The sequence below is a fragment of the Pseudomonas rosaeacicularis genome (assembly GCF_057128745.1).
In genome coordinates this window covers 125,359-147,277 of sequence record NZ_JBSKHT010000012.1, presented here as the reverse complement: position 1 = coordinate 147,277, position 21,919 = coordinate 125,359, and the positions used below count along the sequence as shown (strand labels likewise).

Annotated in this window: 24 protein-coding genes and 1 pseudogene; 10 read left to right on the top strand and 15 right to left on the bottom strand. The window is 57.9% G+C overall.

Features of this window, described 5'->3' with window-relative positions; genetic code table 11:
• Positions 1-23 precede the first annotated feature (23 nt).
• Together pta and ACWKWM_RS16970 are read right to left on the bottom strand one after the other, a co-directional pair.
• The gene (gene pta / locus ACWKWM_RS16975) at positions 24-2,114 is read right to left on the bottom strand and encodes a phosphate acetyltransferase (protein ID WP_483847249.1); all 2,091 of its coding nucleotides are present in this window, start codon (positions 2,112-2,114) and stop codon (positions 24-26) included.
• Between the two features lie 92 nt (positions 2,115-2,206).
• Positions 2,207-2,569 (bottom strand): annotated as a pseudogene (locus ACWKWM_RS16970) (DUF3565 domain-containing protein).
• On the opposite strand from ACWKWM_RS16970, the gene ACWKWM_RS16965 reads away from it, so the two are divergent.
• The 3 genes from ACWKWM_RS16965 (at position 2,538) to ACWKWM_RS16955 (ending at position 5,039) form a co-directional block, all read left to right on the top strand.
• Positions 2,538-3,023 (top strand): FKBP-type peptidyl-prolyl cis-trans isomerase, encoded by a 486-nt coding sequence (locus tag ACWKWM_RS16965; protein ID WP_483847248.1) that lies wholly within the window; start codon positions 2,538-2,540, stop codon positions 3,021-3,023. The pseudogene ACWKWM_RS16970 and the gene ACWKWM_RS16965 sit on opposite strands and share 32 nt — an antisense overlap.
• Positions 3,024-3,156: 133 nt before the next feature.
• Positions 3,157-3,639: a glutathione peroxidase gene (locus tag ACWKWM_RS16960; RefSeq protein ID WP_483847247.1), complete on the top strand. Its 483-nt coding sequence runs from the start codon at positions 3,157-3,159 to the stop codon at positions 3,637-3,639.
• 296 nt (positions 3,640-3,935) lie between these two features.
• Entirely contained in the window at positions 3,936-5,039 is a 1,104-nt protein-coding gene (locus ACWKWM_RS16955; RefSeq protein ID WP_483847246.1) for an NADH:flavin oxidoreductase, read from the top strand.
• A gap of 33 nt (positions 5,040-5,072) precedes the next feature.
• Here ACWKWM_RS16955 and ACWKWM_RS16950 read toward each other — a convergent pair whose 3' ends face one another.
• Complete coding sequence (locus ACWKWM_RS16950; RefSeq protein WP_483847245.1) at positions 5,073-6,248, bottom strand: glycosyltransferase family 4 protein; 1,176 nt, start codon at positions 6,246-6,248, stop codon at positions 5,073-5,075.
• 254 nt (positions 6,249-6,502) lie between these two features.
• Between ACWKWM_RS16950 and ACWKWM_RS16945 the strand changes: the two genes are divergently transcribed.
• Positions 6,503-6,985, top strand: coding sequence for a flagellar protein FlhE (locus tag ACWKWM_RS16945; protein WP_483847244.1), 483 nt, complete (start codon positions 6,503-6,505; stop codon positions 6,983-6,985).
• A gap of 46 nt (positions 6,986-7,031) precedes the next feature.
• On the opposite strand, the gene ACWKWM_RS16940 is transcribed toward ACWKWM_RS16945, so the two are convergent.
• From ACWKWM_RS16940 to cysZ, 3 genes are all read right to left on the bottom strand, one after another.
• Positions 7,032-7,523 (bottom strand): hypothetical protein, encoded by a 492-nt coding sequence (locus tag ACWKWM_RS16940; RefSeq protein ID WP_483847243.1) that lies wholly within the window; start codon positions 7,521-7,523, stop codon positions 7,032-7,034.
• Between the two features lie 51 nt (positions 7,524-7,574).
• The gene (locus tag ACWKWM_RS16935; protein WP_483847242.1) at positions 7,575-7,877 is read right to left on the bottom strand and encodes a hypothetical protein; all 303 of its coding nucleotides are present in this window, start codon (positions 7,875-7,877) and stop codon (positions 7,575-7,577) included.
• A 514-nt stretch (positions 7,878-8,391) separates the two neighbouring features.
• Positions 8,392-9,156, bottom strand: a complete 765-nt coding sequence (gene cysZ, locus ACWKWM_RS16930; RefSeq protein WP_483847241.1) for a sulfate transporter CysZ — start codon at positions 9,154-9,156, stop codon at positions 8,392-8,394.
• Positions 9,157-9,589: 433 nt separating this feature from the next.
• Here cysZ and trxB point away from each other — a divergent pair, with 433 nt between their 5' ends.
• Complete coding sequence (trxB, locus tag ACWKWM_RS16925) at positions 9,590-10,552, top strand: thioredoxin-disulfide reductase (RefSeq protein ID WP_483847240.1); 963 nt, start codon at positions 9,590-9,592, stop codon at positions 10,550-10,552.
• Positions 10,553-10,704: 152 nt separating this feature from the next.
• Here the strand turns inward: trxB and ACWKWM_RS16920 are convergent, their stop codons facing one another.
• From ACWKWM_RS16920 to ACWKWM_RS16895, 6 genes are all read right to left on the bottom strand, one after another.
• Entirely contained in the window at positions 10,705-11,046 is a 342-nt protein-coding gene (locus tag ACWKWM_RS16920; protein ID WP_483847239.1) for a HopJ type III effector protein, read from the bottom strand.
• Entirely contained in the window at positions 11,039-11,335 is a 297-nt protein-coding gene (locus ACWKWM_RS16915; protein WP_483847238.1) for a DUF1244 domain-containing protein, read from the bottom strand. The genes ACWKWM_RS16920 and ACWKWM_RS16915 overlap by 8 nt, the downstream gene beginning before the upstream one ends.
• A gap of 182 nt (positions 11,336-11,517) precedes the next feature.
• The gene (gene folX / locus ACWKWM_RS16910; protein WP_483847237.1) at positions 11,518-11,889 is read right to left on the bottom strand and encodes a dihydroneopterin triphosphate 2'-epimerase; all 372 of its coding nucleotides are present in this window, start codon (positions 11,887-11,889) and stop codon (positions 11,518-11,520) included.
• A 3-nt stretch (positions 11,890-11,892) separates the two neighbouring features.
• Positions 11,893-12,453 (bottom strand): GTP cyclohydrolase I FolE, encoded by a 561-nt coding sequence (folE, locus tag ACWKWM_RS16905; RefSeq protein WP_483847236.1) that lies wholly within the window; start codon positions 12,451-12,453, stop codon positions 11,893-11,895.
• Between the two features lie 20 nt (positions 12,454-12,473).
• The gene (folM, locus tag ACWKWM_RS16900; RefSeq protein WP_483847235.1) at positions 12,474-13,184 is read right to left on the bottom strand and encodes a dihydromonapterin reductase; all 711 of its coding nucleotides are present in this window, start codon (positions 13,182-13,184) and stop codon (positions 12,474-12,476) included.
• A gap of 326 nt (positions 13,185-13,510) precedes the next feature.
• Entirely contained in the window at positions 13,511-14,080 is a 570-nt protein-coding gene (locus tag ACWKWM_RS16895; protein ID WP_483847234.1) for an antibiotic biosynthesis monooxygenase, read from the bottom strand.
• Between the two features lie 212 nt (positions 14,081-14,292).
• On the opposite strand from ACWKWM_RS16895, the gene ACWKWM_RS16890 reads away from it, so the two are divergent.
• Positions 14,293-15,243: a MerR family transcriptional regulator gene (locus ACWKWM_RS16890; RefSeq protein WP_483847233.1), complete on the top strand. Its 951-nt coding sequence runs from the start codon at positions 14,293-14,295 to the stop codon at positions 15,241-15,243.
• 106 nt (positions 15,244-15,349) lie between these two features.
• Here ACWKWM_RS16890 and ACWKWM_RS16885 read toward each other — a convergent pair whose 3' ends face one another.
• Together ACWKWM_RS16885 and ACWKWM_RS16880 are read right to left on the bottom strand one after the other, a co-directional pair.
• Positions 15,350-15,955 (bottom strand): hypothetical protein, encoded by a 606-nt coding sequence (locus ACWKWM_RS16885; protein WP_483847232.1) that lies wholly within the window; start codon positions 15,953-15,955, stop codon positions 15,350-15,352.
• Between the two features lie 73 nt (positions 15,956-16,028).
• Positions 16,029-16,484, bottom strand: a complete 456-nt coding sequence (locus ACWKWM_RS16880; protein ID WP_483847231.1) for a PAS domain-containing protein — start codon at positions 16,482-16,484, stop codon at positions 16,029-16,031.
• A gap of 99 nt (positions 16,485-16,583) precedes the next feature.
• Here ACWKWM_RS16880 and ACWKWM_RS16875 point away from each other — a divergent pair, with 99 nt between their 5' ends.
• Positions 16,584-17,039: a flavodoxin gene (locus tag ACWKWM_RS16875; protein WP_483847230.1), complete on the top strand. Its 456-nt coding sequence runs from the start codon at positions 16,584-16,586 to the stop codon at positions 17,037-17,039.
• A gap of 30 nt (positions 17,040-17,069) precedes the next feature.
• Here ACWKWM_RS16875 and ACWKWM_RS16870 read toward each other — a convergent pair whose 3' ends face one another.
• Positions 17,070-18,530: an aldehyde dehydrogenase family protein gene (locus tag ACWKWM_RS16870; protein WP_483847229.1), complete on the bottom strand. Its 1,461-nt coding sequence runs from the start codon at positions 18,528-18,530 to the stop codon at positions 17,070-17,072.
• 302 nt (positions 18,531-18,832) lie between these two features.
• On the opposite strand from ACWKWM_RS16870, the gene ACWKWM_RS16865 reads away from it, so the two are divergent.
• From ACWKWM_RS16865 to ACWKWM_RS16855, 3 genes are all read left to right on the top strand, one after another.
• Positions 18,833-19,618 (top strand): class II aldolase/adducin family protein, encoded by a 786-nt coding sequence (locus ACWKWM_RS16865; RefSeq protein ID WP_483847228.1) that lies wholly within the window; start codon positions 18,833-18,835, stop codon positions 19,616-19,618.
• On the top strand, positions 19,618-20,520 hold the full coding sequence (locus tag ACWKWM_RS16860) for an alpha/beta fold hydrolase (RefSeq protein ID WP_483847227.1): 903 nt from the start codon (positions 19,618-19,620) through the stop codon (positions 20,518-20,520). Before ACWKWM_RS16865 ends, ACWKWM_RS16860 begins: the two co-directional genes overlap by 1 nt.
• A gap of 352 nt (positions 20,521-20,872) precedes the next feature.
• Complete coding sequence (locus ACWKWM_RS16855) at positions 20,873-21,784, top strand: SDR family oxidoreductase (protein WP_483847226.1); 912 nt, start codon at positions 20,873-20,875, stop codon at positions 21,782-21,784.
• Positions 21,785-21,919 lie beyond the last annotated feature (135 nt).

Genomic DNA, 21,919 nt, shown 5'->3' with positions numbered 1-21,919 from the left:
CGTTATTGTGAGGGGTGAATGTGTCAGACAAGGTTTGCCGCCTGAATGGCCGTCAGCGCGATGGTGTAGACGATGTCGTCCACCTGAGCGCCCCGTGGCAGATCATTCACCGGCTTGCGCAGGCCTTGCAGCATCGGGCCCAGGCTCACGCAGTCGGCACTGCGCTGCACCGCTTTGTAGGTCGTGTTGCCCGTATTGAGATCGGGGAACACAAACACGTTAGCGCGGCCCGCCACCAGACTGTCGGGTGCCAGTTGCCGGGCGACGTTTTCATTGGCCGCGGCGTCGTATTGCAACGGCCCGTCGATCAGCAGGTCACGCTGGGTTTCCCTGGCCAGTTGCGTGGCTTCGCGCACCTTTTCCACTTCCTCGCCACTGGCTGAATTGCCGCTGGAATAGCTGATCATCGCTACCCGTGGCGAGATACCGAACGCCACGGCAGAGTCAGCGCTTTGCACCGCGATTTCCGCCAGCTCACTGGCTGTCGGGTGCGGGTTCATGATGCAGTCGCCGTAGACCAGCACTTGCTCAGGGAACAGCATGAAGAACACCGACGACACCAGCGTGCAGCCGGGCGCGGTCTTGATCAGTTGCAGGGCTGGGCGAATGGTATTGGCGGTCGAGTGAATCAGCCCTGACACCAGCCCGTCGACCTCGTCGAGTGCCAGCATCATGGTCCCGATCACCACCGGATCTTCCAGTTGCTGCTCGGCCATCGGCGCGTTGAGGCTCTTGCTCTTGCGCAGTTCTACCATCGGCGCCACGTAGCGCTCACGGATCAGATCCGGATCGAGAATCTCCAGCCCTGGCGGCAGTTCGATGCCTTGGGCGCGGGCGACGGCTTGCACGTCTTCGGGTTTAGCCAGCAACACGCATCGAGCAATGCCACGCGCCTGACATATGGCCGCCGCTTGCACGGTCAATGGTTCGGCGCCTTCGGGCAGCACGATGCGCTTATTCGCCGCTTGCGCGCGCTGAATTAGCTGATAGCGGAACACCGCAGGCGACAGACGTAGCTCGCGCGGCGTGCCGCAACGCTGATGCAGCCAGTTGGCGTCAAGATGACTGGCGACGAAGTCGGTGATGATCTCGGCGCGCTCGCGGTCGTCGATGGGGATTTCTTTGTTCAACTGATTGAGCAGCATAGCGGTGTCGTACGAGCCGGTGCTGACCGACAAAATCGGCAATCCGGCCTGCAACGCGCCCCGGCACAGGTCCATGATGCGCGGGTCGGGCAGGGTGTCGCTGGTCAGCAGAAGGCCGGCCAGTGGCACGCCGTTCATGGTCGCCAGGCTGACGGCCAGAATGATGTCATCGCGATCGCCGGGGGTAACCACCAGCACGCCAGGCTTTAGCAATTGCAGGGTGTTGAGCACAGTGCGCGCGCAGATGATGATTTTCGACATGCGGCGCTGTTCGTAATCGCCGGCGTTGATGACCTGCGCGCCCAGCAGTTCTGCCACGTCGCGGGTGCGCGGCGCGTTCAGATCGGCCTGGAAAGGAATACAGCCCAGCAAGCGAAAGTCACCGCTGCGCAACAACGGCGAGTGTTCCTTGAGGCGCGCTGCGAACGCTTCCATCGTCTCGTCGGTGCGCACTTTATTAAGGATCACGCCGAGGACTTTCGGGTCTTTCGGGCCGCCGAACATTTGCGCCTGCAACTCGACGCGACCCGAGAGCTCGGTCAGCACTTCGTTTTCCGGTGCCGACACCAGAATCACGTCGGCGTCCAGGCTCTTTGCCATGTGTAAATTGACGCGCGCTGCATAGCTGGCGCTGCGGGTCGGGACCATGCCTTCGACGATCAGCACGTCTTTGCCGACCGCGGCCTCTTGATAAAGATTGATGATTTCTTCGAGCAGTTCGTCCAGCTGGCCGTCGCCGAGCATGCGCTCCACATGCGCCAATGCCAGTGGCTTGGGCGGTTTCAGGCCGTGGGTACGGGCGACCAGCTCGGTGGAGCGCTCGGGGCCGGTATCGCCCGGATGAGGCTGGGCAATGGGTTTGAAGAAGCCGACTTTGAGACCGGCACGCTCAAGCGTGCGGACCAGCCCCAGGCTGATGGACGTCAAGCCCACACCAAAATCGGTGGGCGCGATAAAAAAAGTCTGCATGCGGGCTTCTCGAATTGAGCAGTGCAAGGGCCGTGGCGTCTGTCGCCAGTGAGTCGACCGGAGAAAACAGGACGCTGTTCAATCGCAGCGTCTCAACGGGGCACAAGGTTATCGTTATCTGCCTCGCGCGCACACCAGCCACAGTGAAAGCCGTGACCTATTTTTTTCTGCCGCGTGAGGGGATCGAGCACCCATTCGCGTGATTGCCAAGGCGGTGAGTGGCGCACGTGCTGGGTGTGTCCGCAGGACAGCTCAACGATCCAGTGGCCTTGCTCATCCTGACGAAAGCCGATGATCGTTGAGCCTGCGCTCTGCGCCGGGGAGTTTTCCAATCGGGGCCGTCCGTCTGAGTTGCGTTCGCTTTCGCGCGAGGGCTTGGTTAAACTTGCTCGTTCTTAACTCTTTAGCAAAAGGTCTTGCCCCATGCCGATCGCCGCCAACAAGGCTGTCTCCATTGACTATACCCTGACCAATGACGCTGGTGAGGTCATCGACAGTTCTGCCGGCGGCGCGCCGCTGGTGTACCTGCAAGGCGCAGGCAACATCATCCCGGGTCTGGAAAAGGCACTGGATGGCAAGAATGTCGGTGATGAGCTGAAAGTCGCCATCGAGCCAGAAGATGCCTACGGCGAATACTCCGCCGAACTGGTTAGCACCCTGAGCCGCACCATGTTCGAAGGTGTCGACGAACTGGAAGTCGGCATGCAGTTCCACGCATCTGCTCCGGATGGTCAGATGCAGATCGTTACCATCCGCGATCTGGACGGCGACGACGTCACTGTCGACGGCAACCACCCGCTCGCCGGTCAGCGTCTGCACTTCGACGTCAAGATCGTTGATATTCGTGATGCCAGCCAGGAAGAAATCGCACACGGTCACGTGCACGGCGAAGGCGGCCACCACCACTGATTTGTACTGCTAAGCTCAGATAGCTGGCCAGGCGTCCTCGAAGGATTCGCGAAAACGCTTTTCGTTTTTGGGTCCGACAGGGCGCCTTTTTCGGCCGATGGCGTTTTTTGTATGGTGAGCAGAGGAGTTCGTCATGAGTATATTTCACGACCTGAAATTAAAAGCTCTGGATGGCCAGGAACTGCCTCTCGCGCCGCTTAAAGGCAAAGTGGTTCTAGTAGTCAATGTGGCGTCCAAGTGTGGTCTGACACCGCAATACGCCGCACTCGAAAACCTCTATCAAAAGTACAAGGACAAGGGCTTCAGCGTCTTGGGCCTGCCTTGTAATCAGTTCGCGGGCCAAGAGCCGGGTACTCAGGAAGATATCCAGACTTTTTGTTCGCTCAATTACGGCGTGACCTTCCCTCTGGGCGACAAGCTCGAAGTCAACGGCCCGCACCGTCACTCGCTGTATCGACTGCTGGCTGGTGAAGGTGCCGAGTTCCCGGGCGATATCACCTGGAACTTCGAAAAATTCCTCGTGGGTCAGGACGGTCGTGTCCTTGCCCGATTTTCGCCGCGCACCGCACCGGATGATCCTGCGATCATCACTGCAATCGAGAAAGCGCTGCATTGATTGATCGGTAAAATACCGTTGGAGCGGGGCTTGCCCGCGAAGTTGGCTCCTCGGTTTGTCTGATACCCCGCGTCGTTCTCTTCGCGGGCAAGTCGCAATGCCGCCCACTCGCACCAACAGGATCGGTGTTGCTGGGAGCCAGTTCGGCGTCTGCACGATGGCGGTCTATACAGCTCAGCGTTGTTTTTACCCGCTTCTTTGCCTTAATCACTCCAATCAATAGTGCTGTTACCCTCCCAATCTCCGGCTCTATCCTCCGTAGTCTGAAATTCGACCTGATGCACGAGGACGCTCGCATGCCCGTAAAAGCCTTGTTCAAACCTTTCCATCTGGGCAGCCTGCAATTGCCTTCGCGCGTTGTCATGGCGCCGATGACGCGCTCGTTCTCACCTGGCGGCGTGCCCAATTCCAAAGTGATCGAATATTACCGTCGCCGGGCAGCGGCTGGCGTGGGCCTGATCATCACCGAAGGCACCACTGTCGATCACAAGGCTTCCAACGGCTATCCGAACGTGCCGCAGTTCTTTGGCGAGGCGCCGCTTGCTGGCTGGAAGAAGGTGGTTGATGCAGTGCATGCCGAAGGCGGCAAGATCGTCCCGCAGTTATGGCACGTCGGCGCCGTTCGCCGCTTGGGCACCGAACCTGACGGCGCAGTGCCGGCTTACGGCCCGACTGAAAAACTCAAAGACGGCAATGTCGTGATTCACGGTATGACCAAAGCGGACATCGATGACGTTATCTCTGCCTTCGCCCAAGCCGCGAAAGATGCACAATCCATTGGCATGGACGGCGTGGAGATCCACGGCGCACACGGCTACATCGTTGATCAGTTTTTTTGGGATGGCACCAATCAGCGCACAGATGAATACGGCGGCAGTCTGGCCAATCGCTCGCGTTTCGCGATCGAGTTGATTGAGGCGGTGCGGGCAGCCGTCGGCCCTGACTATCCGATTATCTTCCGCTTCTCTCAATGGAAGCAGCAGGACTACAGCGCCCGCCTGGTGCAGACGCCTGAAGAGCTTGATGCGTTTCTCAAACCGCTGTCCGACGCTGGCGTAGACATTTTCCACTGCTCGACACGGCGTTTCTGGGAGCCAGAGTTCGAGGGATCTGATCTGAATCTCGCCGGCTGGACACGTAAGCTCACCGGCAAACCGACCATTACTGTCGGCAGTGTCGGACTGGATGGCGAGTTTCTGCAGTTCATGGTCAATACCGACAAAGTTGCTCAGCCCGCCAGCCTGGAAAACCTGCTGCACCGGCTGGCTAATGATGAGTTCGATCTGGTGGCGGTGGGTCGTGCGCTGTTGGTCGACCCGGACTGGGCGGTCAAGGTACGCGACGGTCGCGAGCACGATATTCTGCCTTTCAGCCGTGACGCGCTGACACGGCTTGATTGATTGAAGGCCTGAGCATCACGACGGTCGTGGTTCTCAGCGCTGGACATGGCCCATTGCGGGCATTTCACGGATCTCGATCACTGAACGCAGCTGCTTTTCAAACAACTCGACAATCGCCGGCCAGCCCTGATGGCTGGCGTGCTGCCGCGCGTTCAAGCGCACGCGCCGCAGGGTTTCGCGATCCTCCAGCATCCAGCAAGCGGCATCGATGAAACCCTCCTCATCGCCCGGCATCGCTACGGCGCCATTGTGACCATGCCGAATGTGCTGCGCGGCGGCCGCTTCGTCATACGCCACCACGCCCAAACCTGACGCCAGCGCCTCCATGACCACATTGCCAAAGGTATCGGTCAGGCTCGGGAATAGAAAAACATCGCCGCAGGCGTAATGCGCCGCCAAGGCCTCGCCACGCTGGATACCGCAGAACACCGCATCGGGCAATTGCTGCTCAAGGGATAATCGCTGCGGGCCATCACCAATGACGATCAACTTGAGTCTCTTGTCGGGATAGGTGTTTGTCAGCGCATCGAAAGTGGGCTTGAGCAACTGCAGGTTTTTCTCCGGTGCCAGTCGACCGACGTGCAGCAGTGCGATGTCGTCCGGTGCCAGCCCCCAGCTCTCGCGCAGCAGATTTGAGCGTTTGGAGGGGTGGAACAGTTGGCTGTCGACACCGCGCGACAGCAGTTCCAGTCGTTCGAAGCCACGTCGTTCCAGTTCCGCTTTTTGACTCAGACTTGGCACCAGCGTTGCGTCAGAACGGTTGTGGAACCAGCGTAGATAATGGGTCAGCGCGCGTGCGAGAAACCCCAGTCCGTACTGCGAAGCATACTGTTGAAAGTTGGTGCTGAAGCCGCTGACCGTCGCAATCCCGAGCCGCCGTGCTGCGCGCAATGCGCATAAACCCAGCGGGCCCTCGGTGGCGATATACAAAACGTCCGGTCGGCTGCGCTTCCAGCGGCGCAGCAACTTGTGCATCGAGGATTGCCCCCACTGCAAGCCCGGATAACCCGGAATCGGCCAGCCACGGCACAACATCACCTCATCTCCGGCATTGCCCGGCTTATCGCCGCCCTGCCTTGGGCGCACCACCTCGACCTGATGGCCCCGCAAACGCAACCCGTCGCACAGCCGACTCAGGGTATTGGCTACGCCATTGATCTCAGGTGCGAAGGTTTCTGTCACTAGCGTGATATGCAGGGGTTTGCTCATGACTGCGAGTTTCGAGGGCCTCGGTTGCGCTTGTGTGGCGGTTGGGTGATGGATTTGTGACGGTCAATAATGTTTTCGTCCACAAGCCTTACTCTGAAGCCGTGTTTGGCTAGTGGAGTTCCTACATATAATTGCTTGCGTCTTATGGTCCTGTAAGAGAAGTCTGAATATTTAAAGTTGCCATGCTTAGGGGGTGACCGCGATCTCGTTCTGAATAACGTCACGGTTACCGGTGACGGGCAAATGCTCGTTAGATGATAACTTGCGAGTATGCCGAGTATGACTCGGATACTCTTAAAAAATTCAGGACAATAAAAATGAAAGACTATAAAAAGTTGAACGGTATCCTCTCGTCTGGAGCAATGCTGGCTGTGGCGTTTTTAATATCCCAAACTGCAGTCGCAGGAAGCTATAACTCCTCTGCTCATCTGCCTACCCTACATTCCAAAGGATATGTGTATGTTGCTCATATACCTGTTCCTGCGAGACCTCGTAACGGTTTACTAATCAAGAGCGTATCCTGGAACTGGAATGTCCATGGTTGGCCACGAGGGTTGCAGGTCCAACTGTGCCAAGGCAAGACAAGATGTATTGACGTTTCTCGACAGCGAACAGGTTCTACCACCGCTTACAACGGACACCACTTGCCAGAACCTTTTTTCTACGAGCTAAAGATTTCGGGGGTAGGGCCTATGCCCGTGGCTGGGCTCTTGGGTAGGCTGACCGTTAACTGGTGATTATCTTCGCACTCACTCACTGAGGAGAGTGAGTGCGTTTCTGATTTTATAGCGCCAGCATGTTTTTAAATGCCAGTGGCATTGAGTCTTGAAACTCAAATATTTTTTCGAGTATTTCTACGGGCGTTGTGCCCTTATTTTTTTCGGAATTGTACAGGTGCGTGCACCGCTCCTGCATGGCTTGACTTATTTTCGCAAAATAAGCTTCAGTTTTTGGGGTGACTAGCTCGCCCGTTGCGGAGTAACGAATATTAGGCCTGTCAGATACATCTAATAGCGCATGAGCTAGAGAGTTGTGGGCGTAGCCGAATGCTAATTTTTCGGCTTCCTCTGGATCTGATTTTGCGGCTTTGAGCATATAGTCTCTTTCCTGCAAACGCTCGGCAACTCGCAATTTTTTTTGTTCGATTTGCTCCTGCTCAAATGTACTTTTAATAATATTTCCGAAGTTGTTGGTGTTGTCTCCGTCACTTCGGTATCGGTCCGTCAACGATGTCTTGGTTGTGTTCGATGTAGGATCAGTGGCATTTATATTCATACTAACTCCCTGGGGTCGTTATTCAGTGACGCGTAAACTCGCACTCGATGCCTAGTGAGCGCTTCCCACCGCAAATGGCACGAGCCGTGACTTGCCGATCTTCTCCAGCGCGGCGGCCTTTGGTGCGTAGATCGTTTCGACCGGATTAAGACTTCTCAGCTCCATGGATGACCGCGGGCTGACGAGGCGGGTGAGGGCGGCAGGTTGGGGCGTGACTATGTTTTTATCTGCGTGCTTTGCAGTTTCGACGGCTTCACCCAGCGCCTGAATGAACTTTGTCGAGCGAGGATCCACCTTGCGCTCCAGATAAGCGGGTGGGTTTTTGATGGATTGAGTAGTGTTGTTCACTTCCATGGCAATCAAGACTCCTGAGGATAAACGCTGGCCTGCGAACAGCGTTCACAGGCATTTGCTCTCTCGAATGAGGCTTGTTGATGGTTGCTTAGGTGAGGCGTGGGATGTGCGGAAGACTGCTGTAGGACGGGTCCTGATTTTCGGAGCGGCGCTGATGAGCCAGTTCACTCGACACATCGCAATCGCAGCCTTCGGCGGCGGCTACAAGTTACTGTTTTCGCCTATTCATGTAGGAGATTCCCCCCGTCGTGGAGACGCCGCGCTGTCGCGAAGCAAACACTGATCCTGTTGGAGCGAGGCTTGCCCGCGAAGCTAACGACGCGGGGCATTAGACTAGCCGAGGCGCGAACTTCGCGGGCAAGCCTCGCTCCAACAAGTGATCTGTCACCATTCAATCAACGACATACTTGATGTTTGATGAGAGTGCGCTTGCTCGCGATCGCGCTAGATCAATTACATAGAGGGCGACTGGCCTGACTCCATCGCGGGCAATCGCGCTCCTACAAAGCAGTTCTTATTTGAGCTGCTGGACCTTCGCCAACTGCGTCTCCGCCCCGCGCTCCCTGACCCAAAACAGCGTCGCGCCAGCCACTGCAGCCGGCATCATCAGGATGTTGACCACCGGGATCAGCAGCACCAGATACACAATTCCGCCAAAGCTCAGGCTCTGCCAGCGTTTGGCGCGAAGCCAGGCGAGCATATCTTGCCAGCTCATTTTGTGGTTGTCGGCAGGGTAGTCGATGTACTGGATGGCCATCATCCATACCCCGAACAGCAGCCAGAGCGGCGCGGCGATGATGTTTACTGCCGGGATCCACGACAGGATGAACAGCCCGATGGCCCGTGGCAGGAAATAGCCCAGTTTGCGCATCTCCCGGCTGAGGGTGCGGGGGACCATTTCGACTAGCTCGCCCCAACTGAAGGCCGGGAAATCGTCTGTGCCACGGATTACCACTTCAACCTTCTCCGCGAGAAATCCGTTAAATGGCGCGGCAATGACGTTGGCGATCATGGTGAAGGTAAAGAACACCATCAGAATCACCAGCACCACGAACAGCGGCCAGAGGATGTAGTTGAGGAAACTCAACCAGCTCGGCAGCGTGGGCATGAAGGCGTCGACCCACATTTCGAACTGATGGCCCGCCAGGTAAATCAGCCCGGCGAACAGCACGAGATTGATCGTGAGCGGCAATAGCACGAACAGTCGCAGGCTGGGACTGAGTACCAGTTTCAGGCCTTCGCGCAGGTATTGCGGGCCAGACAGAGCAGGTGCAGGCATGGTGGCATCCAGACAGGGGAACGCGCCGACCTTACCGGCTTTGCTGTTCGGTTGAAAGAGACCTCTGGCTACCGGGAAGTCTGCCTAAGCCAGGTGGTTCTACAGGCCACGGCTGACATGCACCCAGCCGTGCGGCCGACATTCCCAGAAACAAACCAGCCTCGCAAACGTCTATTCACCTGATTGAGCCCAGCGCTCGTCGGGATAGGCGCTGGCTATGGGCTGGATTGCAAAACGAAATTTCCTTAAATCATCCTGGCCCGATAAGCTTGCCGCCAATTTGTACCGTTGCTGCTCTGTTGCCTGCAGCTTCCAATTTTCAGGATCAGCGTGTTAACGGCCTTCCCCAAGTGCTAATGCCGATCCTTTTTATCCCGCCGGTGCGCCGGTTTCCCGACCTTGCGTCACGAAGGCCGGTTGATAGGAGTGTGTCATGTCCGATTCACGTCATTCCCGAGTGATTATTCTTGGCTCCGGCCCTGCCGGTTACAGCGCTGCGGTATACGCCGCTCGCGCCAACCTCAAGCCACTGCTGATCACGGGTATGCAGGCTGGCGGTCAACTGACCACCACCACCGAAGTCGACAACTGGCCCGGCGACCCCCATGGCTTGACCGGCCCGGTGCTGATGGAGCGCATGCGTGAACACGCAGAGCGTTTTGAAACCGAGATCGTGTTCGATCACATCAACGCAGTGGATCTGGCCGGTAAACCGTTCAGCCTCAAAGGCGACAACGGCACCTACACCTGCGATGCATTGATCATCGCAACCGGCGCCAGCGCGCGTTACCTTGGGCTGCCGTCCGAGGAAGCGTTCATGGGCAAAGGCGTGTCGGCCTGCGCGACCTGCGACGGTTTCTTCTATCGCAACAAGCCAGTGGCAGTGGTCGGTGGCGGCAATACAGCCGTGGAAGAGGCGCTGTACCTGGCCAATATCGCGAGCAAAGTAACGCTGGTTCACCGTCGCGAGACCTTCCGCGCCGAGAAGATCCTGATCGACAAGCTGCATGCGCGGATTGCCGAAGGCAAGATCGAGCTCAAACTCAACGCCACGCTGGACGAAGTGCTGGGCGACAACATGGGCGTGACCGGTGCACGTCTGAAGAACAACGACGGCAGCTCCGACGAACTGAAGGTTGACGGCGTGTTTATCGCCATCGGCCACACGCCAAACACCTCGCTGTTCGATGGCCAGTTGGCGTTGAAAGACGGCTACATGGTCGTTCAAGGCGGTCGTGAAGGTAATGCGACGGCCACCAGCGTTGAAGGTGTGTTTGCAGCTGGCGACGTGGCTGACCACGTTTACCGTCAGGCCATCACTTCAGCTGGCGCCGGTTGCATGGCAGCACTTGATGTAGAGCGTTATCTGGACGGGCTGGCGAACGTTTCGTTCTGATCGGCTTGTAGACATGAAAAAACCGGCGTTGGCCGGTTTTTTTATTCCCGCAAAACCCCACGACATTTGTAGGAGCCAACTTGTTGGCGAGCCCGGACACTCGGTGTGTCAGTCAAATCGCCTCGCTAACAAGTTCGCTCCTACAGAAACAGTCAGGCTTTGCGCGTCAACGGCTCGGCACTGAACGTCACGCCGGCCAGCCCGGTTGCCATCAACGCACGGATATTGCCGTGGTCGCTTCCTTCGGGTGTCGCTTGCACCGATCGGTAATGTTCACCGAACGCCAGCAACGCTTCTTCGTCATCCAAACCTTCCAGCAGGGCCAGGCCCAACGTCTTGCATGAGCCCTCGTTCTGCCGGGCAGCGTTTTCCACATGCCCGTTGCTGAACGCCTGCGGCTGATAGTCGTAATGCTCGGTCACGAACGCCAGAGTGTCGGCGAACGCATGTTCGCCGCTGCGCAGGCTGGCGCGCAGGGTATTGAGGTCAGTCATGCTTTTGTTCCTTGGCGAACGCCGCTTGCTGCTCGGTGCTGGCTTCTTTCTGGTAGGTGGCTTTCCACTCGCTGTACGGCATGCCGTAAACCACTTCGCGGGCGTCATCGAGGCTGATATCGATCTGCTTTTCGTCTGCTGCGGCCTTGTACCATTTGGACAAGCAGTTACGACAGAAACCGGACAGGTTCATCAGGTCGATATTCTGGACGTCTTTGCGGCTGTCCAGGTGCGCGACCAGACGGCGAAAGGAAGCGGCTTCGAGTTCGAGGCGTTCTTGATCGGTCATGGGAAGACTCTGTGTGGAAAATGATGGAGCGGATGATAAGAGTGCCGGGCGAAGCGGGCAACGATCAGTGGCTGCTTACTGACCTGTGGGAGGGAGCTTGCCGCGATGCAGCGAATCAGTCGACAGTGCCGTCATAGACGAACGGCTATCGCGGGCAAGCGCGCTCCTACATCAGCATAAACTTAGCGCGCGGCAGCGAGGGTAATGGACACCGACTCTGCAAACCGCAGGGCGTGAGGCTTATCGACTTCGACTTCGGCGTATTGCACGGCCTCATGGCTCATCACCAAGTCCAGCACCTCTTGGGTCAGGCGCTCAAGCAATGCAAAGCGGTTGCTTTCAACGTGCTGGATGATGGCTTTGGTGATAGTGCGGTAATTGAGCGCGTGATCGATGTCGTTGTCGCGCACCGCTTCCTGCGCGGCGTACTCGATCGTCAGATTGATCAGCACGTCCTGTTTGTTGAGGATTTCGTCTTCATTGATCCCGATAAACGTGCGCAGACACAGGTCTTTGACCCGAATACGCGCGGTGCCTGGTTCAAGTCTTGCCATGGACTAATTACTCCGTCCGATCAGTTGCAAAAATTCCATCCGGGTATTGGTCTGGTCGCGAAAGGCGCCCAGCATGACAGACGTGTTCATTGTCGAATTCTGCTTCTCGACGCCGCGCATCATCATGCACATGTGTTGCGCTTCGATCACCACAGCGACGCCAGCGGCGTTGGTCACTTCCTGGATGGCGTCGGCGATTTGCCGGGTCAGGTTTTCCTGGATTTGCAGGCGGCGGGCAAACATGTCGACCACTCTCGCAATCTTGGACAGCCCCAGCACCTTACCGGTCGGAATATAGGCCACATGGGCCTTTCCAATAAATGGCAGCAAGTGATGTTCGCACAGTGAATACAGCTCGATGTTTTTGACGATCACCATCTCGTCGTTATCGGAGGCAAACAGCGCGCCGTTGACGATCTCTTCGATCGATTGATCGTAACCATGACACAGGTATTGCATGGCTTTGGCCGCGCGTTTGGGTGTGTCCAACAGGCCTTCGCGGTCCGGGTCTTCCCCCAGGCCCACGAGAATTTCACGGTAGTGCTGCGGCAGTGACAAAGTCATCAAAAGATCCTCGGGGCGGCTTACTTGACGTGCCGTCCACCGTTTACGGTCAGGGTGGTGCCGGTAACGTAGGGGTTGTCCAGCAGATAGCGCAGGCTTTGGTAAATGACCTCGGCGCCGGGTTCAATGCCCAGCGCGGATTTTGCCAGCGTGCGGGCGCGGTACGCCGCGTCGTCGTTGGGTTGAAACATGAGCATCGCCGGAGCAATGCCGTTGACCTTTATTTTGGGCGCAAACCGTGCAGCGAACGACAGCGTGAGGTTATCCAGCCCCGCTTTGCTGGCGCAGTAGGCAATGTGCTTGCTGCTGCCCTTGCGGGTGACGTCGTCACCGATATGGATAATGTCGGCCGTTTGCGAACGGTGCAACAAGTCCGCGCAATGCAGGTTGATCAGGTAGGGCGCCAGCATGTGGACGTTGAACATGCGCATGAACACGTCGCCCTCGTCCCCTTGCGTCTCGGCTAGCCATTGGGATGCGTTGTGCACGATGGCGCGCAGGCAATCGGTGTGGGTTTTCAGTTCAGCAATGAACGCCAGAATTGAGTCCTGGGATGAAAAGTCTCCATGAATCGCAATGGCCCCCAAATCCCGCAAACGCTGGATGCCGGGGCGATCGTTGCGGTAGCTGACGATCACGGCTTGGCCCTCGTCCAGCAAACGCTCGGCGCAATACAGGCCGACACGCTGGCTGGCGCCGGTGATCAGGACAGGGGCAGAGGAAGAAGCCATGAGCCGCTCGCGTGTCAGGAGGGAGTTGGAAGTGGTGGGATCTTGATGCTGATGTTTGGAGCGAGTGCGTTCATTGTGCCATCAGCAGGGCAGAAACCTGCTGGGAAGTTATACCAAGTGGCGGCGGCTGTACAACGGGCGGTGTTTCGCGTACGTCAGGTCAGGCCCCCTGTTGGAGCGAGGCTTGCCCGCGAAGGGCGGATTGCATTTCACAAATGCTGGATCGGAGCAGACAGCTTCGCGGGCAAGCCTCGCTCCAACAACCCCGAGGCGCTGCCCATATCTGGCATGTTAAGGCAAAGATCGTGGGCGCAGCCTTGACGCAGTTACCGGGTGGATGCCGGCTCAGAGATAACGGTGGGCGCCACCGGCGCAGGGTGCAACCAGGACGCCAAGAGATGCGTCGACAGCGGAATAAACCAGAACACCATCAGCGGCGTCAGAATCATCGTGCTGACCATGACGCGTGGGAGAAGCTCCAGCTGACCCAGCAAAGGCCCCAACCCGAAGTTGAAGATCAGCGACACCGGGAAGAAGGCCAGCCAGATCGCCACGGCCTGTTTCCAGCGAGGAGGGCGCTGACCGACGGCGCCAAACCAGCCGTCGATGCCTTTGACCCGATGTTCAGACGGCGCGGCGAAGAGCCCACTGCCGCGCACCAACCACGAGCGTCGTGACGCAGAATGCTCCCAGGCGTGCAGGGTGGCCTCATCGGCAAAGCGGAAAATAATCTGGAATTCGTCATCGTCGGGGGGCGGAGCAAGCACACCTGAGCCGAGATAACCGGGGAAGTCTGTAGCGAGCAGTTCGCCTTCATGCAGCCAGGCAATCAGTTCCTGATAGCGGCCATGGGCGACGCGACGGGCAACCATCAGCGTGACGGGTGAGGTAGACATTGTGTATCTCCGATAAACGAGTGAGGTTCCCGGGTAGGGAAATCACAGGGCGAAACGCCGGGGTGGTGGCGCTGCGTCAGCTTCGCTGGAAAAGCAAGCAAGGATTATTCCTGAAACATGCTGAAAAGCCAGAAGACTTTGTCCGACTTCACGCTTATATGCCGGACGGCGAAGGTACAATGCGCGCACTGCCCATGACTGATACCTGATCAATGACCGAGCTCCTGACCTATCACGCGGTTGCCCAAGCGCTGCAGCAGGAAGAACTTTTCCCGATACGTGAAGTGTCGCGCCTGACCGGTATCAACCCTGTGACGCTCAGGGCCTGGGAGCGTCGCTACGGGTTGATTCAGCCGACACGTACCGAAAGCGGCCATCGCCTTTATTCCCAGTCCGACATCGACGACGTTCGCAGCATTCTCGGCTGGATCGAGCGCGGCGTGGCCGTGAGCAAGGTTGGCAAGATTCTCGCCAAGGCCCACATGGCGCGGGCTGAAATCCAAACGGTTGAAAGCGACGTTGGCGCTGGCGAATGGGGTGAGTGGCAGACGCAGGTCCGGCGGGCCGTCAATGAATTCGACGAGCGCCGGCTTGAGCAGGTGTACGGCCAGATATTTTCCAGCTACCCGATTGTCCAGGTGTTTCAGGACATCTTGATGCCGGTCTGGCGCGAATTTACCTCCCATCACGATCAGTTCGGGCAGACCAGCGAATGGCTGTTCCTGGACACCTTTCTGCGCGCACGAACCTCGCAGCGTCTGCAGTTATCCAGCGTGAATGCCGAGAGACGAGTCGTACTGACTGCCATTCCCGGTCAGTGTCGTGAGCTTGAGTTGTGGGTGGCGGGATTGATGATGGGTACCGCCGACACGGCGATCATCGCGTTGGCGCCCGGCCAGCCGCTGGATGAGTTGAGCCTGGTGTGCGGCAAAATGAAGCCGGATGCGCTGGTCATCTTCTCCAATCACCCACCGACCGCCGATTTGGCCAAGCGTTTGGTACGGCTAGGATTGGGTCTTTATTGCCCGTTATTGCTGGCCGGCGAGGCAGCGGATATAGGTCAGGAAAGCCTCGAGGGTACGCAGGTTGCGTGCCTGGGCAGCGACGCGCTCGTCATGCGGCGGCGACTGCAGCAGTTTTTGGCGGACCGGTTGGATAGCTGATAGCGCGCAATCTGTAGGAGCGAATTCATTCGCGAGACGATCTTGCAGGCATCACCCTCTCATCAACGACAACCCACCCTCGCGAATGAATTCGCTCCTACAGGGATTAGAGGTGCATCGAAGGGTGGATTTTGCGGTGTTCCTGGAGGATGTACTGACGCAGCCGTTCGGTGTCTTCTTTGCCGTTCTGACTCAGGCGATACGCCGCAAGCCCATGTTCGGTCAAACGCTCGAAGGTGCCGCGAAGGGCGATGGGGGCCAGGCCGATCGGTGTGAACCAGGCCGAGAAGTACTTTGGGGGCTTGGTCTGCTTTCGGATTTCCAGCAGGATGCCTTTGAAGGAAATCTCATGAACCCATAATGCGGTCAGGGAACCTTTCTCGGTTTCCAGGGCAACGGGTTCGGTCAATATAAGGCGCCACGGACGTATTCGTGGACCTTCTTCAAAGATGCTGGGGGCGCCCAGTTCCAGATGCAACGCGTGGAATTCGTCTTCGACCAGATGCAGCGGGAAGGTCATCTGCTGATTGTCGAATTGTGCCTGGATGGTCACTTGTTCATGGGCGGCAAGTCGGGTCAGCAGGTCCTGAATCTGCACGCCACCATTAACCACCAGGCTGCGGGATTTGTCGCGCAGATTGAGGTTGGGGTTGTGCTGCATGTTCTGGATGAAATCCAGTTCATCCTGCGTGAGGATCGTGTCGCGCTGCATGGTCGAGCTCGATTAACCGGTTATTGAGAAAGCAGACAGTAAATTCCGTAACAGGTTGCTGCCATTCATCAGTCTAGACGCTGTGCTTCTTCAGATCGATGATTTCAAGCCGAGCTTGCTCCAGTTCAGCCTCCAGTTCGACAACTTTTTGCTGCGCCAGAACCTGCTCGGTGACGTCCTTCTGAATGCCAATGAAATACATCAGTTTTTCTGCATCGTTGAAGACCGGTGTGATTGACAGCTCATTCCAGAACGCTGTGCCATCCTTGCGATAATTTCGCAGCACCTGGCGACAGGGCCGAATGTTAATGATGGCTTCGCGAATCAACCCGAGTTCAGGCTGCTGACGGTCGTCGCCCTGCAGGAAACGACAGTCCTGATAAAGAATGTCGTCGCACGCGTACCCGGTCATCGCCTCAAATGCCTTGTTCGCATAAATCAGGATGTTGTCGTCACCTTCCTGTTCGGCAACGACGATTCCATCGTTGGACGCGTCGACCACCAACTGCAGCAATTTTGCACTGATCATGAAAAGCCTTCCGAGGCGGGTCGTGAGGTTGCATTCTAAGACATTGCGCCTTCCTGGGGCATAATGCCGGACGTTTTTACTCTGCCACAGGATTACGCAATGAAAGTCGCCATCCTTTCAGGATCTGTCTATGGCTCGGCCGAAGAGGTCGCCCGACACGCCGAAACCCTCATCAAAGCCGCAGGCCATGAAGTGCTGCACAACCCGCGCATCACTCTCGCTGCATTGCAGGCGTTCGAGCCCCAAGCTTTTCTGGTCGTGACTTCGACTACCGGGATGGGGGAATTGCCAGACAACATTCAGCCCATCTACTCGCAAATCCGTGACTTCTTGCCGGCGGTATGGCGGGGGATGCCGGGCGGGGTCATCGGTCTGGGTGACGCCAGCTATGGCGACACCTTCTGCGGTGGTGGCGAGCAGATGCGTGAGTTGTTCGCTGAACTGGGGGTGAGGGAAGTGCTTGAGATGCTGCGGCTGGACGCCAGCGAAACGGTCACGCCGGAAACAGATGCGGAGCCGTGGCTGGCTGACTTTCTTGAACGACTGCAGGCCTGAATCAGGCCTGGCATCGCACTGCATTAGGTATCAGGAGAAACCGATAATCGCCTTGGTTTCCAGATACTCCTCAAAGCCCTGGACGCCATATTCGCGGCCATTGCCCGAGCGCTTGTACCCGCCGAACGGTGCGGTGGGGTCCCACGCTGGGTAGTTCAGGTGAACTTGTCCGGCACGGATGCGCGCAGCGACTGCTCTTGCCAGATCAAGGTCCCGGCCCTGAACATGCGCGCCCAGGCCGTAAACCGTGTCATTGGCAATGGCGACCGCTTCATCGACAGTCTCATAGGCAATGATGCACAGCACGGGGCCGAAGATTTCTTCCTGTGCGATCCGCATGCCGGTGCTGACTTTGGAGAACACGGTCGGCCGGGCGTAAAAACCCTTCTCCTGACCTTCTACCCGGCCCGGACCGCCGCAAATCAGCTTTGCGCCTTCGCTCAGGCCCGCTTCGATCATCGCTTGCACCCGAGTGAACTGGGCCTGGTTGGCAATTGGACCCAGGACCGTATCTTCCGATTGGGGATCACCCACGACGATCGCATTGGCGGTTGCGGCAGCCAGCGCCTCGACCTCGGCCAGGTGGCTTTTCGGCACGATCATGCGGGTCGGGGCGCTGCACGATTGGCCGACATTGCGAAAGGCTGACATCACGCCTTGCGCGACGGCTTTGGGGAAATCAGCGTCGGGCAGCAGAATGTTCGGCGATTTGCCGCCTAGCTCCTGAGTCACCCGTTTAACCGTGACGGCAGCCGCCTGAGCGACCAGGGCGCCTGCGCGGTTGGAACCGGTGATGGAAATCATGTCCACATCAGGGTGAGCCGCCAACGCGCCGCCCACGTCCGGGCCACTTCCGTTCACCAAGTTGAACACCCCCGGCGGCAGCCCGGCGTCGTGCACTAACTGTGCGAATAACAGAGCGCTCAGAGGCGACAGCTCGCTGGGTTTAAGCACGACAGTGCAACCGGCGGCGATGGCGGGTGCGACTTTCGCAGTGATTTGATACAGCGGCCAGTTCCACGGCGTGATCAGCGCGCAGACGCCGATAGGTTCTCGGGCAATGGCTGTGCTGCCTTCGACAGTCTGAAAACGATAAGTGGATAGCAGGTCCCTGGCGACTCGCACGTGTTCGGCTGCGAACGGCACCTGCGCCGCGCGCGCCGAAGTGATCGAGGCGCCCATCTCCAGAGACACCGCCTGGGCCAACTCCTCTTTGCGCTCGATAATCAGGTCGTAGATTTTCCCCAGGAGCTGCGCCCGGGATTCGGCCGGGGTCGCGGACCAGTCCGGCAATGCAGCCCTTGCCGCCGACACGGCACGATCAACATCTTGGGCGCTACCGCTCGCCACGTGGGCAACGACTTCTTCGGTGGCCGGATTGATCACCGGCACGCTGCCGGATGTGATCGGCGAAGACCAACGGCCATCGATATAAAAGCTGTGGGAAGTTTCTGGATCGGCACGATAGCTGTTCGACGCGTGAATGGTCATCCGGCGGGCTCCTGGAGCGGTCATGAGTTGCAGGTGAATACGCTACCAAAGCGCCCCCAAAAAAAAGCGCCGTTCTGGGAAGCCGCAAAGAATAATCTACTGTATCGCCCCGCCTAACCTTGCATAAACACTGCCCCAGAGCCCTTGCTACGACGCTGACCCGCCAAGCCATTAACGTGGCTGCCAAGGCGACTATCGCTGGCGCAGTGGCTGACTAGACTGCTCACTCCCAAGAGCAAGAAAAACGCCGAGGACCTGCCACTGTGAATGTCGCCCAGGTTGTGTCAGGCGCTGAAGCGCCCATGAGTCAGCAGCATCCAATCAGCCCCAAACCGGGTGTTAAAGATCAGGTCAGTGCCGCTGAGTGGAAAGCACGGGTGGACTTGGCTGCGTGCTATCGCCTGGTCGCCATGCATGGTTGGGACGATCTGATCTTCACCCACATTTCGGCCAAGGTGCCGGGGACTGAAGACTTTCTGATCAATCCGTTCGGGTTGATGTTTCATGAGATCACGGCGTCCAGTCTGGTCAAGGTGGATCAGTCGGGGCGCAAGTTGATGGACAGTCCCTACGAGATCAATCCCGCCGGCTACACCATTCACAGTGCTGTGCACGAAGTGCGTCACGACGTGAACTGCGTCCTGCACACGCACACGGCGGCTGGGGTTGCGGTTTCGGCGCAGAAGCAGGGCGTGTTGCCGATCAGTCAGCAGTCGTTGTTTGTCCTTTCAAGCCTGGCGTATCACCCGTACGAAGGCGTAGCGCTCAATCATGAAGAAAAGGCCCGGCTGCAAGCGGACCTGGGTCCCAACAGTTTTCTGATGCTCAACAACCACGGGTTGCTGACCTGCGGCGGCACCATCGCTGACACCTTCTTGATGATGTTTACCTTCCAGCGCGCGTGCGAGATCCAGGTGCTGGCGCAAGGCAGTGGCGCGCAACTGATCCCTATCGACGGACAGATCCTCGCGGGGGCCAAAGCGATGATCGCCGGAGTCACCCGAAGCGCGGAGGGTATGGGCGGTTTGCTTGCCTGGCCGGCACTGCTGCGCAAACTCGATCAGTTCTCGCCTGGTTACGCAGTTTAATGAGCATCGCCGAGATCCCTTTATCGGTATGGCGCACCCGCGGCCAAGACTTTGTGTTTCGCGGGCAGACTATTCGCTACTGGGTAGCCGGGCAGGGCGAGCCGTTGCTGCTACTGCATGGATTTCCGACGGCCAGCTGGGACTGGAATTACCTTTGGCAACCCTTGGCGCAGCGCTACCAGGTTATCGCCTGCGACATGCTCGGCTTTGGCGATTCGGCCAAGCCGCGCAAGCATAAATATAGCCTCCTCGAACAAGCTGACTTGCAATTGGCCTTATTGGCCCACTTGCAGGTCGATCAGCCAGTCCACGTTCTGGCCCATGACTATGGTGACAGCGTTGCGCAGGAATTACTGGCGCGCCAAGGGGAGGGCAGCGTCGAACTGGCCAGCTGCGTGTTCCTTAACGGCGGTCTTTTTCCGGAGGCCCATCGCGCCTTGTTCATTCAGAAACTGCTGCTCAGCCCGGTCGGCTGGATGGTTGGCCGCATATTTGATCGCGCCAGTCTGGACAAGGATTTCAGCCGCATCTTCGGGGTCGATACACGTCCAAGCGAAAGCGAACTGGATGATTTCTGGAGTTTGATTGCCGCCAATAGTGGCAGGCAGGTACTGCATCGTCTGATCAGCTACATTCCCGAGCGGATAGAGCGCCGCGATCGCTGGGTGTCAGCGATGCAACAGACCCCTGTGCCGATGAAGTTCATCATCGGTTCCGCCGATCCGGTGGCGGGCACGCTCATGGTGCAGCGCTACCGCGAACTGATTCCCAACCCAGACACGGTCCTGTTGCACGGCATCGGCCGTTATCCCCACACCGAAGCGCCGACGTTGTTGTTAAAACATTACTTCGCTTTCAGGGCGTCTTTGATCACCTGCCGCCACCGCGTTGCGGTGTCCTGAGCGTTTTTGCTTCTTGCCCCCGGTGATTCTGGAGCCGTTACGTCAGCCTGCACCGAACGCAAAACCTGTGGGAGCGGACCCGTCCGCGAAGGCATTTATTCTGACGACACCAATGTATCGCGTGAACCGGTCTCTTCGCGGGTAAGCCTCGCTCCAACTAGTCCCGGCGCGACTGAGGTTCGGGATCAAGGCAAAACCGTTGGAAAAAGATCAGTCCGCCTGCATGCTCATCCCCCTGCGTTATCGAGCACCATTCAGCGCCCGCTGTTTTGATTGTGACCACCCGCCGCCTGATCGACACTCAATCGATACCGCACCCTTCCTGCGTGCGCTGGCCATATGGGAGATGAGCATGAGTGAATCTGTAAGTCTGGAAGGCAAGGTCGTCATCGTCACGGGTGCTGGCGGCGGGCTCGGGCGTGCCCATGCATTGCTGTTTGCCAAGCATGGTGCCCGCGTAGTGGTCAACGATTTGGGCGGGTCCGCTCACGGCGAAGGTGCCAATGCCTCAGCTGCTGACCGGGTGGTGGCAGAAATCAATGAAGCAGGCGGGCAAGCCATTGCCAATCATGACTCGGTCACGGACGGCGACAAGATCGTGCAGAACGCGCTCGACGCATTCGGACGTATCGACGTGGTGGTCAATAACGCGGGCATTCTTCGCGACAAGACCTTCGCCAAAATGGACGACGCCGATTGGGACCTTGTTTACCGCGTGCATGTCGAGGGCGCCTACAAAGTCACCCGCGCCGCGTGGCCCCATCTGCGCGAGCAAAATTACGGTCGGGTGATCTTCACTGCCTCCACCTCCGGCATCTACGGCAACTTCGGCCAATCCAATTACGGCATGGCAAAACTCGGGCTCTATGGACTGACCCGTACCTTGGCCATCGAGGGGCGTAAAAATAATATTCTGGTCAACGCGATCGCGCCCACGGGTGGCACACGCATGACCGAAGGGCTGATTCCCGCCAGCGTTTTTGAACTGCTCAAGCCAGAGTTGATCAGTCCGTTGGTGGTTTTTCTGGGTAGCGAGCAATGCCGTGACAGCGCCGGTCTGTACGAAGTCGGCGGTGGCTGGATCGGCAAAGTTCGTTGGGAACGTAGCCTGGGTGCAGGTTTCGATCCGCGCGTGGGCTTTACCCCGCAGGATGTGGCGGCGAAGTGGGGCGCTATCGGAGACTTCGAAGGCGCGGTGCACCCGCAGGACAATGTAGAGGCACTCCGGGAAATGATGGCCAATCTGCAAAAGTATGGGGAGTGAAATACGCTGTTGCGCCGTTAAAAAAAAGCCGCTGCATTCGCAACGGCTAAACAACGCTGAGTTTAGGAGCTTCAAAAAACAACGTTCGGGAACGGTGCCAAGGATAGACGTGGCGCCGTGATCGTTACATCCCCA

Excerpts from the sequence above, each read along its gene's own strand:
- ACWKWM_RS16960 (WP_483847247.1), top strand. The coding sequence starts at position 3,157 with ATGAGTATATTTCACGACCTGAAATTAAAAGCTCTGGATGGCCAGGAA.
- ACWKWM_RS16965 (WP_483847248.1), top strand. The coding sequence starts at position 2,538 with ATGCCGATCGCCGCCAACAAGGCTGTCTCCATTGACTATACCCTGACC.
- cysZ (WP_483847241.1), bottom strand. The coding sequence starts at position 9,156 with ATGCCTGCACCTGCTCTGTCTGGCCCGCAATACCTGCGCGAAGGCCTG.
- ACWKWM_RS16885 (WP_483847232.1), bottom strand. The coding sequence starts at position 15,955 with ATGCAGCGCGACACGATCCTCACGCAGGATGAACTGGATTTCATCCAG.
- ACWKWM_RS16895 (WP_483847234.1), bottom strand. The coding sequence starts at position 14,080 with ATGTCTACCTCACCCGTCACGCTGATGGTTGCCCGTCGCGTCGCCCAT.
- ACWKWM_RS16945 (WP_483847244.1), top strand. The coding sequence starts at position 6,503 with ATGATAACTTGCGAGTATGCCGAGTATGACTCGGATACTCTTAAAAAA.
- ACWKWM_RS16870 (WP_483847229.1), bottom strand. The coding sequence starts at position 18,530 with ATGACCATTCACGCGTCGAACAGCTATCGTGCCGATCCAGAAACTTCC.
- trxB (WP_483847240.1), top strand. The coding sequence starts at position 9,590 with ATGTCCGATTCACGTCATTCCCGAGTGATTATTCTTGGCTCCGGCCCT.
- ACWKWM_RS16875 (WP_483847230.1), top strand. The coding sequence starts at position 16,584 with ATGAAAGTCGCCATCCTTTCAGGATCTGTCTATGGCTCGGCCGAAGAG.
- pta (WP_483847249.1), bottom strand. The coding sequence starts at position 2,114 with ATGCAGACTTTTTTTATCGCGCCCACCGATTTTGGTGTGGGCTTGACG.
- ACWKWM_RS16880 (WP_483847231.1), bottom strand. The coding sequence starts at position 16,484 with ATGATCAGTGCAAAATTGCTGCAGTTGGTGGTCGACGCGTCCAACGAT.
- ACWKWM_RS16860 (WP_483847227.1), top strand. The coding sequence starts at position 19,618 with ATGAGCATCGCCGAGATCCCTTTATCGGTATGGCGCACCCGCGGCCAA.
- ACWKWM_RS16950 (WP_483847245.1), bottom strand. The coding sequence starts at position 6,248 with ATGAGCAAACCCCTGCATATCACGCTAGTGACAGAAACCTTCGCACCT.
- ACWKWM_RS16920 (WP_483847239.1), bottom strand. The coding sequence starts at position 11,046 with ATGACTGACCTCAATACCCTGCGCGCCAGCCTGCGCAGCGGCGAACAT.
- ACWKWM_RS16890 (WP_483847233.1), top strand. The coding sequence starts at position 14,293 with ATGACCGAGCTCCTGACCTATCACGCGGTTGCCCAAGCGCTGCAGCAG.
- ACWKWM_RS16915 (WP_483847238.1), bottom strand. The coding sequence starts at position 11,335 with ATGACCGATCAAGAACGCCTCGAACTCGAAGCCGCTTCCTTTCGCCGT.
- ACWKWM_RS16940 (WP_483847243.1), bottom strand. The coding sequence starts at position 7,523 with ATGAATATAAATGCCACTGATCCTACATCGAACACAACCAAGACATCG.
- ACWKWM_RS16935 (WP_483847242.1), bottom strand. The coding sequence starts at position 7,877 with ATGGAAGTGAACAACACTACTCAATCCATCAAAAACCCACCCGCTTAT.
- folX (WP_483847237.1), bottom strand. The coding sequence starts at position 11,889 with ATGGCAAGACTTGAACCAGGCACCGCGCGTATTCGGGTCAAAGACCTG.
- folE (WP_483847236.1), bottom strand. The coding sequence starts at position 12,453 with ATGACTTTGTCACTGCCGCAGCACTACCGTGAAATTCTCGTGGGCCTG.
- folM (WP_483847235.1), bottom strand. The coding sequence starts at position 13,184 with ATGGCTTCTTCCTCTGCCCCTGTCCTGATCACCGGCGCCAGCCAGCGT.
- ACWKWM_RS16955 (WP_483847246.1), top strand. The coding sequence starts at position 3,936 with ATGCCCGTAAAAGCCTTGTTCAAACCTTTCCATCTGGGCAGCCTGCAA.
- ACWKWM_RS16855 (WP_483847226.1), top strand. The coding sequence starts at position 20,873 with ATGAGTGAATCTGTAAGTCTGGAAGGCAAGGTCGTCATCGTCACGGGT.
- ACWKWM_RS16865 (WP_483847228.1), top strand. The coding sequence starts at position 18,833 with ATGAGTCAGCAGCATCCAATCAGCCCCAAACCGGGTGTTAAAGATCAG.